Genomic DNA, 14,145 nt, shown 5'->3' with positions numbered 1-14,145 from the left:
GAACCGACACGACGAACCAACACCAAGGGAGCAGCACAGAGCATGACCACACGACGCGCACTCGACGACTTCCGCTTGCGGTTCGGTGGCCGCGGCCCCGAGCTGGTGCCGCTCATGCTGGGCGGCATGGGGGTAGACATCTCCAACACCGATCTTGCGCTCGAAGTCGCCCGATTGGGCGGCATCGGCCACATCTCCGACGCGATGGTCCCCACGGTCACCGACCGACGTTACGAAACCGAATTCACCAAAGAAAAACTCAAAAAGTACAAATACAACGTCAAAAACAGCGACAAATCGGCGGTGAAATTCGATCTCGGGATGGTACGCGAAGCGCAAAAACTCCACGTCGAAAAAACGATGGCGCGCAAAACGGGTGCGGGGATGGTTTTCATCAACTGCATGGAAAAACTCACCATGGGCGCGCCGAAAGAGACACTCAAGGTGCGCCTGGAAGCAGCGCTCGATGCGGGAATCGACGGCATCACCCTCTCGGCGGGGCTGCACCTTGGCAGCTTTGCGCTCATCGAAACGCACCCGCGTTTTCGCGACGCTAAACTTGGGATCATCGTCTCCTCGGTACGGGCGCTCGCGCTCTTCCTCAAGAAGAACAGCCGCACCGGGCGACTACCCGACTACGTCGTCGTCGAAGGCCCTCTGGCGGGCGGTCACCTCGGGTTTGGCCTTGACTGGGCGCAGTACGACCTCAAGACCATCACCGCCGAGGTGTTGCGCTATCTTGCGGAAAACCACCTAGCGATCCCCGTGATCCCCGCAGGCGGCATCTTCACCGGCACCGACGCGGTGGAATACCTGGAAATGGGCGCTGCGGCGGTACAAGTTGCGACCCGCTTCACCGTCACCAAAGAGTGCGGCCTTCCTGACGACGTCAAACAAGAATACTTCAAAGCCAACGAAGAAGACGTCGTAGTCAATACCATCTCTCCCACCGGATACCCGATGCGGATGCTCAAATCGAGCCCCGCGATCGGCAGCGGCATTCGCCCCAACTGCGAATCGTACGGCTATCTGCTGGATGCAAACGGCCACTGCGCCTATATCGACGCTTATAACCGCGCTGTGGAAACTACCCCCCCGGGGGAAAAGCTCCACGTCTGGGACAAAACGTGCCTGTGCACCCACATGCGCAACTTCAAGGTGTGGACCTGCGGCCATTATGTGTACCGCCTCAAGGACACCACGCGCCGCTATCCGGACGGCAGCTATCAACTCCTCACCGCCGAGCACGTATTCAAAGACTATCAATACAGTACCGAACACCAAATCCGTTTGCCGGATCCCGAGCCGCAACCGCCACAACAGGTGAAAGGACGGGCGGCTGCGCCGGAAACGCTTGCCAACGACGTCTGAGCGATGAACGAGCGGCTGATCGCGCCCCAACCACTCGCAGGCGATGAACGTTTCGAACGGGCCCTACGGCCCAAGCGGTTGTGCGACTACACCGGACAACAAAAAGCCCGCGAGCAGCTTGCGATCTTCATCGCAGCGGCGCGGCAACGCAACGACGCGCTGGATCACGTCTTGCTGTTCGGCCCGCCCGGTCTAGGGAAAACGACCCTTGCGCACATCATCGCCGAAGAACTCGGCGTAGGGTTTCACCAAACCTCTGGCCCGGTGCTCGAGCGCGCCGGGGACCTTGCCGCAATCCTCACCACATTGCAACCCCGTGACGTGCTCTTCATCGACGAAATCCACCGCCTCTCTCCCGTGGTGGAGGAGATCCTCTACCCGGCGATGGAGGATTACCAGATCGACATCGTGATCGGCGAAGGGCCTGCTGCGCGCTCGATCAAGCTCGACGTTGCCCCCTTTACGCTTGTTGGCGCGACCACCCGCGCCGGGATGCTCACCAACCCGCTGCGCGACCGCTTCGGGATCGTCGCGCGGCTCGAATTCTATAGCGCCGAAGAGCTGCAGCAGATCGTGCTCCGCTCGGCGCGGCTCCTGCACGTGACGATCGACGACGCCGGAGCGCTCGAAATCGCTCGCCGTGCCCGCGGGACCCCACGCATCGCGAACCGGTTACTGCGGCGCGTTCGCGACTTTGCCCAAGTCAAGGCCAACGGCACGATCACCGCCACGATCGCGCAAGAGGCCTTGACCCTTCTGGATGTCGATCCCCTTGGGCTCGACGTGATGGACCGAAAGCTCCTTACCGCGATCATCGAACGCTTCGACGGTGGCCCGGTGGGTTTGGAAAACGTCGCCGCGGCAATCGGTGAAGCTCCCGACACCATCGAAGACGTGATCGAACCCTACTTGATCCAACAGGGCTACCTGCAGCGCACCCCCCGCGGCCGCGTCGCCACCGCGGCGGTCTATCGCCATTTTGGCCTGACACCACCCTCAGAACGTAGCGAGGCCAACGCACCCTTTCAGCCCACGCTCTTTCCCGTTCCGGACGATTTCGCCCGCTTTCCGTGAGCGACCATGCGCACCTTTCTGGCGCTTGCTTGGCTCTTTACCTTGTTCTCCGGCGGGTATCTGCTGCTCTTTGCGCCGTCGTTCGAAATGCCGGACCGGCTCGCGCCGGGATGCGGCTGGCTCCTGACGCCGCTCTTGGCGCGCGTGGCAGGTAGCGCGCTGTTACTCCTTGCCGTTGCAGGGTGGCGGATGATCCGCCGTGCCCGCGCCGATGCGCTACACACCGCTCCGCCGCATTGGCATCGCGTGCAGTTTGCGCTCGTTGCCGGGAGTTTCACACTGCTCCTTGCCGTCTCGGCGTTCGCGCCATACGGGCCGCTCACCGCGTGGCAAGGAACGGTTCACTGTCCACAGAGCAGCATCGCCAACGCCTGGTCCGAAGTCACGGGACGCGAATAGAGATACCCCTGCCCCCAACGCGCGCCCAGCGCGCGCAACTGCGCGTGTTGCGCTTCGGTCTCGACCCCTTCGCACACGACGTCGAGCCCCAGCGCATGCGCCAAATCGACCACCCCCCGGACGAAATCGTACCCGCGCTGAGTATCGATCGCCGCGACAAAGCTGCGGTCGATCTTGATCGCCTGCGCGGGGATCTGGTAGAGGCACGAAAGGGACGAAAAACCGGTACCGAAGTCATCGAGCATCACCTGTAACCCAACGCCCCGTAACCGGGAAAGAATCGCGAGCGTCTTCTCGCCCTGATCGAGCACCGCCGATTCGGTGATCTCCACCTTCACCGTTTCGGGGGGCACGCCGCTTGCTGTGACGGCGGCCAGCAACCAGTCGGCAAAACCGGGCGCAAGCAGTTGCCGCGGCGAAACATTCACCGCAAGCGTCACGGTGGCGGTACCGAGCGCCGCATGCCAGGTCCGCAACGCCGCTAGCGCCTTGGTGATCACCTGTTTGCCGATCGCGTCGATCAATCCGCTCGTTTCGGCAACCTCGAGGAACGCAGCCGGCGGCAACACACCGCGCCGCGGATGTCGCCAGCGCACCAATGCTTCGAATCCCACCACGGTGCGCGTCTCCAGATCGACGATCGGCTGGTAATAGGGTTCAAACGCCTCCGCTTCGATTGCAGCGCGCAGCTCGGCCTCCGTTTCGAACTGTTGCTGCACCGTAAGATGAAGCGCCGGGTCGGAGATCACTGTCGCCGCGCCCCCCTGACGCTTTGCTTCGCGCATCGCCAGCTGCGCTTCCGAAAGAATCGCTTCGCTGGAAAGGGGTGAGGACGCCCCCGAAAGCGCCGTCTGATCGACCACCGCAACCCCCGCGGAGAACCCCCACGAAAGCTCGTGGTTGCCGACGCGAAACGGCACCGCCACACCCGCCCGCCACCGCTGGACCACGCGCAACGGCGCTGCGACGTCGCGGACATCTTCCAACAACACGCAGAATTCGTCGCCGCCCACCCGCGACACCAGGTCGGTCGGGCGCACATTGCGCAACAACCGCTGCGCCACCTCGGTAAGCAGCAGATCTCCCGCCCAGTAACCGAAGCGGTGATTCACCAGATGGAAGCGATCAAGCCCCAGACTCACCACCGCAAACCGCGCCGAAGGGTTGCGGCGCAGGCGCTGCAGCCCATGATCGACCCGCTGCAAAAAGAGCGAAAGCGCCGGCAACCCGGTCAAGCGGTCGGTCAGTTCTGGCGCCAACCGCGCCGCGTTGTCGAGATTGACGCCCACTTCATGCGCCGAGAGCACCAACCACCCTTCGGAGCCCGCTTGGATCGCCGACCAAGCCAAGCCAACGAAGCGCCCATCGCTGCAGCGCAACCGCGCGGAAAAGCGCACCGTCGCCCCCTGTTCGCGCGCCTCCTGCAACCGCGCAGCCACAGAGGAACGGTCGGCGTCGAAAAGTAGCGCCCCGAACGGCTGCCCCATCACCCCGCGTTCCTCAAAACCGATGAGCGCCAACAGCCCAGCGCTTGCCGCAACGACGCGGTCTTCAGCGTCCAGCGTCAGCGCCAAATTGTCTGGTAGCGAAAAAAACGCCGCGAGCGTTTGGTGTTGCTGCGCGGCATCGATACCAAAGATGATCACGTTCGGCCTCTACTCCGGTAGATAGTCTGCCATCACCCGCCGATAGAACGCGTGGAAGTGCGGCATCCCATCCTCATAAGGCGACTGATAGGGCCCCACCTCGTTGCGCCCCTCTTGCCACAACACCTTCCGACCCCGATCCATCCGTTCGGCGATCTCGTCGTCCTCCACCGCCGTCTCCATATAGGCAGCCTGTTCGGCTTCGACGAATTCGCGTTCGAATTCGACGATCGCTTCGGGATAATAGAACTCGACCAAATTCAACGTCTTGTCGACCCCCATCGGCCAGAGCGTACTCACCACCAACGAATGGGGGTACCACTCCACCATCACGTTGGGGTAGTACATCAACCAGATCGCACCATCTTCCGGCAATTGGCCATTATAGTGGGCCAACACCGCCTGGTGCCACTTTTCGTAGGTCGGGGAACCGGCGCGCGCCAGCGACGTGATCCCCACCCGTTGCACCGAATACCACGCCCCGAACTGCCACTCGAGCTGAGTGCAATCGACGAAATTCCCTAACCCCGGGTGGAACGGCACCACATGGTAATCTTCGAGATAGACCTCGACGAAGGTCTTCCAGTTGTACTGGCATTCGTGCACCACCACCCGATCGAGCTTGTATCCGGAAAAGTCGAACCGGTCCGCGAATTGCGGCTTCATATCGGCTAAGTCGGCGAGCACATTGCGCGGCCCGCGAAAGAGCAGCCCGTGCCAATTCTGCACCGCCTCGCGCGTCAAATTGAGGCATGGATTCTCCGGGAAGTGGGGCGCACCGATCAATTGTCCGTCGAGCGCGTAACTCCAACGGTGCAACGGGCAGACGATCTGCTCGGTCTTGCCGCTGCCGCGCAGCATGATCGCCTGACGATGGCGGCAGATATTGGAGAGCAGATGCACCCCGTCGCGGTCGTGCACAAGCGCCATCCCTTCATCGAACTGCTCGAGCGCCCGGTAGCACCCAACCTCTGGCACCATCAGTTCGTGCCCGAGATACCCTGGCCCATTTTGGAACAGCACCTCGAGCTCTTTCTGGTAGAGCGCCTCGTCGAAATACCAGGAAACCGGAAATTGCAGTTGCCCCATCACAGACCTCCGCGCAGACATTCCAGAAAAGCGGGCGATCGTACCACAAATCACCACCCAGCGCTTTGATCTAACACAAAAAACCGGTCAGTCGAGCCGCACCAACAGCCCTTTGAGGTATTCGCCCTCTGGCGCCCCCAAACCGATCGGATGATCGGCCCCCGCACTCAAGCGGGCAACGATCTGCCCGCTGCGGCGGTTCTCTGCCGCGCACGTTGCCACCAACGCCTGAAACTCCTCGACGCCGATCCCACCGGAACAGGAATAGGTCATCAAGTACCCGCCGGGACGCACCAGACGCATCCCAAAGAGGTTGATGTCCCGATACGCGCGCTTTGCTTTCGGCACGTGCGCTGCCGAAGGGGCAAACTTCGGGGGATCAAGGATCACCAAATCGAACCGTTCGCCTGCCTGAAACCATTCCCGCAGCCCCGAAAAGACGTCCGCTTCGAGCACACGGGATCGATCCGTCGGAAGCTCCGCGTTGAGCGCAAGGTTTTTCGTCAACCCAGCCAACGCGGGCGCGCTGGAGTCGACCGACCAGACCTCCGCTGCGCCCCCTTTGAGCGCGTGCAACGAAAACCCCCCGGTATAACAGAAGGTATTGAGCACCCGCATGCCGCTTGCCAGTTGTTGCACCAGACGGCGATTCTCGCGTTGGTCGAGATAGAACCCCGTCTTGTGCCCCTCAGCGATATCGACGGCAAAGCGCACCCCATATTCGTCGATCGTCACCGTCTCGGGCAGCGTCCCCCAGAGAAGCCCCGCACGGGGCGCCAGCCCTTCGCGCTGCCGCACCTCGGAATCGGAACGCTCATAAACCGCGCACAAATCGGGACAGGCGCGAACGAGCGCCTCGACGATCGCGTCACGCCACCGCTCCGCCCCCGCAAAGGTGATCTGCAAAACTGCAACACTTCCGTAGCGGTCGACGATCACCCCGGGCAGACCGTCGGCTTCGCCATGCACCAAACGCACCCCGCTTTGCCCCGCCAATGTCGGATGGCGTGCGCGCCACGCCACCGCTTGCGCCACCCGACGGCGGAAAAAGGCGTGATCGACCGGTTGATCCGGCTCGAAACGCCAGATGCGCGCGCGAATCCCAGAGGTGAAGGAAATGCCCGCGCGGGCAAGCGGCGTACCATCGTGCGCACAGACGCGCACCGTGCCACCATTTTCGACGCGCCCCACCACTTTGGCGACGCTTTGGGCGAAAATCCACGGGTGACGCGCCTGGACGGCGCGCTCTTTACCCGGTTTCAGAATCAGATCGGCCATGGGGCGATTCTACCGCGCTTTCGCGCTGCCTGCGCCGTGCGCGTGGGTGTGCGGTGTCATAAATCCGCGCCAGATGCTGCACGTCGAGTTTCGTGTAGATCTGGGTGCTCGCCAACGACGCATGGCCCAGCAACTCTTGCACCGCGCGCAGATCGCCGCTTGACTGCAACAGATGGCTCGCAAAACTGTGACGCAACATGTGGGGATGGAGCCGCTGCCCCACGCCGAGCCGTTCCGACCAGTAGGCCAACCGCGACGCCACCCCTTGCGGCGAAAGCCGCCTGCCGCGCTCGGAGACGAAAAGCGCCCGCTCATCGGTTGCCGCCAGGAGCGGACGAAAACGCAACCACTCCCGCACCGCGTCGCGCGCCATGCGACCCACCGGCACCCAGCGGCGTTTGCGGCGCTTACCCAACACCACGATCCGTCCGGCCGTCCAATCGCACTCCGGGTCGTCGTGGTCGAGCGCGACCAACTCGCCCACCCGCAAGCCGCACCCATAAAGGAGCTCGAACAGCGCCCGGTCGCGCGCCCAAAGTGCTTCGGCGCGCCCTCCTTCCGGTTGCTGCGGCGTTGGCTGCGGACGGGCCGCGCTCAGTGCGTCGAGAAAGCGCATCGCCTCATCCACGGGCAACGCTTTCGGCAAGAGGCGATCGCTTTTCGGTGGCCGAACCCCAACGGTGGGATCGACCGCCAAATGGCCATGCGTACATGCCCAGCGGTAAAAAGCGCGCCACGCCGACAAGCGCCGCGCCAGCGACCGGGGCGCCAACCCCGCTTCGTGCGCCGTGCCGATCGCTTTGCGGATCGCAGCAGGGGTCACCTCGCCAAGCGCCCCGTTGCAGAGCGCCACGAGGTGCGCGATCTCCCGCGCGTACGCCGCATGCGTGTACGCTGAAACGCGGCGCACGACCGCAAGATAGTCCAACCACGCCGCGATAAGCGGCGGCAGACCGTCCAACGCGCCCGGCGCTGCGCCCGTCCGCGGCGTTACCTGCCCGACGCGCCCATCGTCACGAATCGAACGTCGCGCCACCTGCCCCCCGTGCTGCGTCCTCTGTTCGCCCCGCTCCTTCCACCCGTGCCCACGCGGCGCGGATCCCCGCCCGAATCTGTTCCAAGAAAAGGACACCGTTGCGTTCGTCGAAATAGTCCGAGGCCGTGTGCGCAAACAGCACCCATTGCCCCGCTTCGATCACCAAAAGCGCTGCCGAGCCGTAAGATGCCCCGAACCACGCCGTCAAGGTTGCGTCCGCTGGCAATGCCGCAGCGCGTACCGGGCGCAATCCCAACCACCGTTGCAAGGGAAGCGGCAGCGCCTCACACCAACGGACACAGGGAAAAGCAAACTCCCGCGTTGCCCACGCCAGCACCGTTTCTCGAACCGCCTGCGGTGTCAAGGCGCTCTGCAGCGCGACCAAGAGCGCAACCACCTGCCGCGCCAATCGGTCGTTGGCGCGTACGATCGCTTCCCATTCGGCGAGTTGCGCCGCCAAACGGTCGCGTTCGTGTCGCAGTTGGGTCGCTTGCCGATGCGCCAACGAGATCACATCGGCCGGCGTCCCATCCGGCAAGCGCAGGGTCGCCAACCATTTGGCTTCCCGAACGAAAAAGGCGGGGTGGTCGGCAAGATAACGCTTCACCGCGCGCGCCGAAAGCGCCACCCTGCCGGTTACTGCGCGCCGGCGTCGCAAACGGGCGTTGCGCACGCGCCGCAGTCGCTCCCTGCCCATCGCCCGCGCTCAATCTGGCTCAGAGGCCACGTCCCATGTGGGGCGTGGCACCAGTTGATCCGGATCGAACGTACCGTGAAAGACCGTCACCGCCGGCCCGGTCATCCACACCGGCTCAGGCTGAAGCGCGTGGCCGCCAGCCCACGCAACGGTCAGGGTCCCGCCGCGTGTCTCCACCGTCACGGGACTTTGCAGCAAACCGCGGCGAATTCCAGCTACCACCGCAGCACATGCCCCCGTGCCACACGCCAACGTCTCCCCCGAGCCGCGTTCGAAAACCCGCAAGCGAATCCGCTGCGGCGTCACCACCTCCATGAACCCGACATTCACCCGCGCCGGGAAAGCCAGGTGGCGTTCGATCGCCGGCCCCAGTGTTGCCACCGGCGCGGTGCGCACATCCCCGACCACGAGCACCACATGGGGGTTGCCCATCGAGACGACGCTCACCAGCAACCGCTCGTCACCGACCCGCAACGGGGTCACTGCGGGCGCGGCATCAGCTGAACGCAACGTCGCCCACGCCTCGGCAGACTCCGGGTCTGCCGCCTGCGGCACGAACGGAATTTCCGACGGCAAAAAACGCGGTGGCCCCATATCGACCGTCACCGAGCCGTCGTCATTGAGCCGCGGCGCGATCACACCGGAACGGGTCAGCACGCGGATCACCCGTTTTTGCGTCAGCCCCGTATCGAAGACGAAACGGGCAAAACAGCGCGCCCCGTTCCCGCACTGTTCGACTTCGCCCCCATCGGCGTTGAAAATCCGGTAGCGAAAATCGACCGTCTCGTCCGGGGGCGGCTCGACCAGCAGGATCTGATCGCACCCGATCCCAAACGCCCGGTCCGCGATCCGTCGCGCCAGATCAGGGGTGAGCGCGATCGCTTGACGCACCGCATCGAGCACGACGAAGTCGTTGCCCAGCCCGTGCATCTTCGCAAACTGCCATTGCGCCACGTCAATCTCCTATGCAGCAGACGGCAACGCCTCGGCGAGCAACTCGACCCAGTGCTTCACCGGCAACGCCGTACCGCTTTGCAGATGGACCAAACACCCGATATTGGCCGTCGCGATCACCTGCCCTCGCGTTTCCGCCAGCGCTTCTAATTTGTTCGCTTTGAGCGCCGCACTGATTTCGCGTTGCAAGAGGCTGTAGGTGCCGGCCGAACCACAACAGAGGTGAGCGTCGCGCACGGGCGGCACCACCCAACCGGCCTGCGTCAGCAACCGTTCCACCACGCCACGCACCTTGAGTCCGTGCTGAAGCGTACAGGGCGCATGAAATGCGACCACCCCGCGCGAACCGGGCGGCACCGAACCCAGACGCGCCAACAGATCCGCCTCGAAGCGCGCCACCACCTCGCTGGGGTCCCACACCCGCTCGACGACGAAACGCGCCTTTTCCGCGTACGCGGGGTCGTGCGCCAACAGCGCGGCATAGTCGCGGACGTGCGCTCCACAACCGCTAGCGGTGACCACTACCCCTTCGATTTCGCCTGAATGGAGCTTCGGCCACCACCAATCGATATGACGCCGTGCGCGCGCCAGTGCCTTTTCGTTTTCTCCCAAATGGTGCTCGACTGCGCCGCAACAACCGGCGTCGGGCGCAGGCGTCAGCGTAATCCCCAGCGCGTCGAAAAGCCGGGCGGTTGCCGCGTTGATCCCCGGTTTCAGCGCCGGTTGCACGCAGCCGGTCACGACCCACATACGCCGCGGATGGTCGCGGACCGGCCACGGCCCAGGGGCCTCCTTAGGCGGCACCTGTTGTGCGAGCGTTTTGGGCAGAAGCGGCCGCACCGCTTGACCAACGCGCAGCGCCGCGGTGAAAAGCGGCCGGTTGGTCAGTCCCCATGCCAACGCTTTGCGTACCCACGCTTCTCCCTTTGGCCGGGGCACCTGAGCATCGACCACCGCACGCCCGATGTCGAGCAAGCGGTGATAGGTCACTCCAGACGGACAGGTGGTTTCGCACGATCGGCACGTCAAACAGCGATCCAAATGGTGCTGGATCGTGCGCGTTGCCGGCGCCCCTTCGAGCACCATTTTGATCTGGTAGATACGCCCCCGCGGCCCGTCGAGCTCGTCCCCCAACAGCTGGTAGGTGGGACAGGTTGCGGTACAGAATCCGCAATGGACGCATTTGCGCAGAATCGCCTCGGCTTCTGCCGCTTCCGGCAACGCTTGGGCAAATGGCGCGAGATGGGTTTGCATCGCTCACCCCTCCCCGAACGGGCCGTCGCCGAAGAGGCGATCGGGGTCGAACACGTCGCGCACGCGCGCTTCGATCGCCGCTACCGTTTCAGGCCGCGCGCTCATCCAGCGCGACGCTGCGCCTTGCCACCGCCACGCCCAGCCGCCCAGTTGCGCGGCGTACGCGAAACCATCCCAGTCAGGCGGCGCGACCACCCAGCGAATCCCTCCAGTCCCTTCGAACCAGAAACGGGCACCAACCTCGGTGATCGGCGCCGTTGGCGGTACAGACAGGCGCCACAACACCAAGCCGTCGGGTACCGCCCAGAGTGGTTCGCGGTGGTCACGGACATGCTGCCACAACGCGTCGGCTTCGTCTTCAGCAACCCGCTCGCCCCCGATCTGAACGCCAGCTTCCTCGACCGCCGCTCTTGCGCCATGCAGTTGCACCCAAAGCGTCCCGTCTGCCCACAGCGCTGCCGAAAGCGGCAACGGCTGCCCCGCCCAGCGGTTGAGTTGCCTACTCGCCTCCACAGCCGTCATCGCGAAACGGCGGGTTGCCGATGCCGGTGGCACGGGCGACACCTTGAGCGAAACCGAAAGCAGCACGCCCAGCGTGCCCCACGACCCAACCAAGAGCCGCGACACGTCATACCCGGCGACGTTCTTCATCACTTCGCCGCCGAAACGCAACACACGCCTCCGACCATCGAGCAACCGAACCCCCAGCACCGCGTCGCGCACCGTTCCGTGCCCAAGGCGGGTGGGGCCGGACAGGCCGCTCGCGACGACACCGCCAATCGTCGTTCCGGCGCGAAAACGCGGGGGGGCAAATGGCAACCACTGATTGCGCTCGGCAAGAAGCGCCTCGACCTCGTCCAGTGGGGTTCCACCGCGCACCGTCACCACCAACTCGGTGGGTTCGTAGCGCTCGACACCACGCCACGCACGCGTATCGATCACAACGGCCTCATCGGGTATCCTGCACCACGGCAAGTGCGTTTTGCTCCCGCCGCCGCGGATACGGACGGGCTGGCGCCGTTCGCGTGCCGTATGCAATCGTTTCTGCCACTCAGAGATGATGCGCTGTTGGGTTTCGTCTGTCATACCATGCCCCGGTCACTCAAAAACGGGGAAGTTCGGGAAACGGCAACGCTCCCCCAGAGACGCGCATCTTGCCATACTCGGCACAACGGTGCAGCGTCGGGATCGCTTTTCCCGGGTTCAACACACCGTCCGGGTCGAACGCCGCTTTGATCTGGAAAAAGGCCTCGCGCTCTTCGGGCGTGAATTGCACGCACATCTGGTTGATCTTCTCGACTCCGACGCCGTGTTCTCCCGTGATCGTCCCCCCCAGCGCCACCGAGCGTTCGAGAATTTCCACCCCGAACGCCTCGGCACGCTCCCATTCCCCGGGGACATTGGCATCGAACAGGATTAGCGGGTGCAAATTGCCATCGCCGGCGTGAAAGACATTGAGGCAACGCAACCCGTAGCGCGACTCCATCTCACGAATCGCTTCGAGCATCGCACCGATCGCGCGGCGCGGGATGGTGCCATCCATACAGTAGTAGTCGGCCGAAATACGTCCGGCCGCAGGAAACGCCGCTTTGCGCCCCGCCCAGAAGCGCAGCCGCTCCGCCTCGTCGCGGGAAACACGGATTTCTGTGGCCCCGTGCGCCTCCAACACCGCTTTCATCCGCGCGATCTCTTCGGCTACTTCGGCTTCGGTCCCATCGGCTTCACACAGCAACAGCGCTTCCGCGTCGGTGGGATAACCCGCATGGATGAAATCCTCCACCGCCACCGTCGCGCCACGATCCATCATCTCCAGCCCCGCGGGAATGATCCCCGCCGCAATCACCGCCGCAACCGCTTCCCCGGCGGCTCGAACCGAATCGAACGCGGCCAAAAGACACTTCGCCACGACCGGTTTGGGCAAGAGGCGCACGGTGATTTCGGTGACCACCGCAAGCATCCCTTCCGAACCGATCGTCAGCGCCAGAAGGTCATAACCCGGCGCGTCGGGCGCGACACTCCCAAACGCCACGGGTTCGCCACTTGCCGTAAACCCACGCACCGCAAGCACGTTATGGACCGTCAAGCCATACTTCAAACAGTGCACGCCACCCGAGTTTTCGGCAACGTTCCCCCCGATCGTGCACGCGATTTGTGACGATGGGTCGGGCGCATAGTAAAGCCCGTAGGGCGCCACTGCTTCACTGATCGCCAAATTGCGTACGCCTGGCTGCACCCGAGCCGTTCGCGCGACCGGGTCGATCGCCAGAATCCGGTTCAAGCGCGCCAACGAGAGCACCACCCCTTGCGGATGGGGCATCGCCCCACCGGACAACCCCGTGCCCGCGCCGCGTGGCACCACCGGCACCCCCATCTCGTGACACACCTTGAGCACCGCAACCACTTCGTCTTCCGACTGCGGCAGCACTACCGCCAGTGGCTGTGCGCGAAACACCGACAAACCGTCGCATTCGTACGGCGCCAACTCTTCAGGTGCGCACAACACCCGATCCGCTGGCAACACCGCGAGCAAGCACGCGCGGAGTTGCTCGGCATCGACTTCGAAATGGCGTTCCGTCTGCGCCCAGGCGCGCGCCCGATCGACAACCGCCTCCATCCTTTCCTCCCATCCCCGATCGATCACGGGATCGCAAAACACGGCACCCCCGTTTGTACCCACCATCCGCATCATGCGGGTATCGTACCGCAATTTCGCGTAAAAGACCTTTTGCACCGCGCTCCGTACCCCAAAACCGGTGCAAGTTAACGCCGCAGCCGTTGCCGGGTTTTGACGATTGCTCGCCCGAAAGCGACATAGCTACGGCGAACGAACCGACGCACGATCGGGAAATCGACTGCCAACAGACTCAACCCCAGCGGTAACATCCAAAAACCGAGAACCGGAAGAAAACCGAGCAGACCGCCGATGATCAGCAGCACGGCGATCGAATGGCGGTACCACTTCCGGTCCGTCGTTTTCAAGTAGCGGTAGTACGCAAGGAACCGCGTGCGAAAATCCATTTATGACATGGACTCACGAGTAAAGCACACCGCTTCGAATTGTACGGGTTTCCCAGTCTTCAGTTACGCTTAGGGGGTCAGGATACATTGCGACGTAAAAGTCAAACGCCCATCTTTTTGGGATGGGCGTTTGGTGTATGGGATTGACTGGTTTTGGTTGTTGGATTGTTGGATTGTTGGATTGAGTCTGACGATGACCTACTTTCCCGAGGGGGTGCCTCAGTATCATTGGCGCTGCCTTGTTTCACGGTCCTGTTCGGGATGGGAAGGCGTGGTGCCAAGGCGCTATGGTCGTCAGACTCGAAGCTGGTGTGACGCTTTGGAACGGC

Annotated in this window: 13 protein-coding genes and 1 rRNA gene; 3 read left to right on the top strand and 11 right to left on the bottom strand. The window is 63.5% G+C overall.

What is annotated here, in order from left to right:
• Positions 1 to 42: 42 nt before the first annotated feature.
• From KUL93_RS09585 to KUL93_RS09575, 3 genes are read left to right on the top strand one after another with little or no spacing between them, the layout of a single operon-like run.
• A complete protein-coding gene (locus KUL93_RS09585) occupies positions 43 to 1,371 on the top strand; it encodes a nitronate monooxygenase (protein WP_217126829.1) in 1,329 nt (442 codons plus the stop codon).
• 3 nt (positions 1,372 to 1,374) lie between these two features.
• On the top strand, positions 1,375 to 2,445 hold the full coding sequence (gene ruvB, locus KUL93_RS09580) for a Holliday junction branch migration DNA helicase RuvB (protein ID WP_217126828.1): 1,071 nt from the start codon (positions 1,375 to 1,377) through the stop codon (positions 2,443 to 2,445).
• Positions 2,446 to 2,451: 6 nt separating this feature from the next.
• On the top strand, positions 2,452 to 2,844 hold the full coding sequence (locus KUL93_RS09575) for a hypothetical protein (RefSeq protein ID WP_217126827.1): 393 nt from the start codon (positions 2,452 to 2,454) through the stop codon (positions 2,842 to 2,844).
• On the opposite strand, the gene KUL93_RS09570 is transcribed toward KUL93_RS09575, so the two are convergent.
• From KUL93_RS09570 to rrf, 11 genes are all read right to left on the bottom strand, one after another.
• Positions 2,787 to 4,490 carry a putative bifunctional diguanylate cyclase/phosphodiesterase gene (locus KUL93_RS09570; RefSeq protein WP_217126826.1) on the bottom strand — a complete coding sequence of 568 codons (1,704 nt, stop codon included), beginning with the start codon at positions 4,488 to 4,490 and terminating at the stop codon, positions 2,787 to 2,789. The genes KUL93_RS09575 and KUL93_RS09570 overlap by 58 nt on opposite strands.
• A 9-nt stretch (positions 4,491 to 4,499) precedes the next feature.
• Positions 4,500 to 5,579 (bottom strand): aromatic ring-hydroxylating oxygenase subunit alpha, encoded by a 1,080-nt coding sequence (locus KUL93_RS09565; RefSeq protein WP_217126825.1) that lies wholly within the window; start codon positions 5,577 to 5,579, stop codon positions 4,500 to 4,502.
• 87 nt (positions 5,580 to 5,666) lie between these two features.
• Entirely contained in the window at positions 5,667 to 6,857 is a 1,191-nt protein-coding gene (locus KUL93_RS09560) for a class I SAM-dependent rRNA methyltransferase (RefSeq protein WP_217126824.1), read from the bottom strand.
• Positions 6,829 to 7,893, bottom strand: a complete 1,065-nt coding sequence (locus tag KUL93_RS09555; protein WP_217126823.1) for a tyrosine recombinase XerC — start codon at positions 7,891 to 7,893, stop codon at positions 6,829 to 6,831. Before KUL93_RS09555 ends, KUL93_RS09560 begins: the two co-directional genes overlap by 29 nt.
• Complete coding sequence (locus KUL93_RS09550) at positions 7,871 to 8,590, bottom strand: DUF484 family protein (RefSeq protein ID WP_217126822.1); 720 nt, start codon at positions 8,588 to 8,590, stop codon at positions 7,871 to 7,873. Before KUL93_RS09550 ends, KUL93_RS09555 begins: the two co-directional genes overlap by 23 nt.
• A gap of 9 nt (positions 8,591 to 8,599) precedes the next feature.
• The gene (dapF, locus tag KUL93_RS09545) at positions 8,600 to 9,520 is read right to left on the bottom strand and encodes a diaminopimelate epimerase (protein ID WP_217126842.1); all 921 of its coding nucleotides are present in this window, start codon (positions 9,518 to 9,520) and stop codon (positions 8,600 to 8,602) included.
• A 33-nt stretch (positions 9,521 to 9,553) separates the two neighbouring features.
• A complete protein-coding gene (glcF, locus tag KUL93_RS09540) occupies positions 9,554 to 10,798 on the bottom strand; it encodes a glycolate oxidase subunit GlcF (protein ID WP_119334310.1) in 1,245 nt (414 codons plus the stop codon).
• Positions 10,799 to 10,801: 3 nt separating this feature from the next.
• The gene (gene glcE, locus KUL93_RS09535; RefSeq protein WP_217126821.1) at positions 10,802 to 11,884 is read right to left on the bottom strand and encodes a glycolate oxidase subunit GlcE; all 1,083 of its coding nucleotides are present in this window, start codon (positions 11,882 to 11,884) and stop codon (positions 10,802 to 10,804) included.
• Between the two features lie 16 nt (positions 11,885 to 11,900).
• Entirely contained in the window at positions 11,901 to 13,412 is a 1,512-nt protein-coding gene (locus tag KUL93_RS09530; protein ID WP_217126820.1) for an FAD-linked oxidase C-terminal domain-containing protein, read from the bottom strand.
• 146 nt (positions 13,413 to 13,558) lie between these two features.
• Positions 13,559 to 13,816: a hypothetical protein gene (locus KUL93_RS09525; RefSeq protein WP_217126819.1), complete on the bottom strand. Its 258-nt coding sequence runs from the start codon at positions 13,814 to 13,816 to the stop codon at positions 13,559 to 13,561.
• Positions 13,817 to 14,001: 185 nt separating this feature from the next.
• Positions 14,002 to 14,115, bottom strand: a 5S ribosomal RNA gene (gene rrf, locus KUL93_RS09520).
• Positions 14,116 to 14,145: the final 30 nt, after the last annotated feature.

The sequence above is a fragment of the Hydrogenophilus thiooxidans genome (assembly GCF_019049855.1).
GTDB classification, from domain to species: Bacteria; Pseudomonadota; Gammaproteobacteria; order Burkholderiales; family Rhodocyclaceae; genus Hydrogenophilus; species Hydrogenophilus thiooxidans.
Note: the sequence above shows the minus strand (reverse complement) of the source record. Positions and strands in the feature narration are given on the sequence as shown.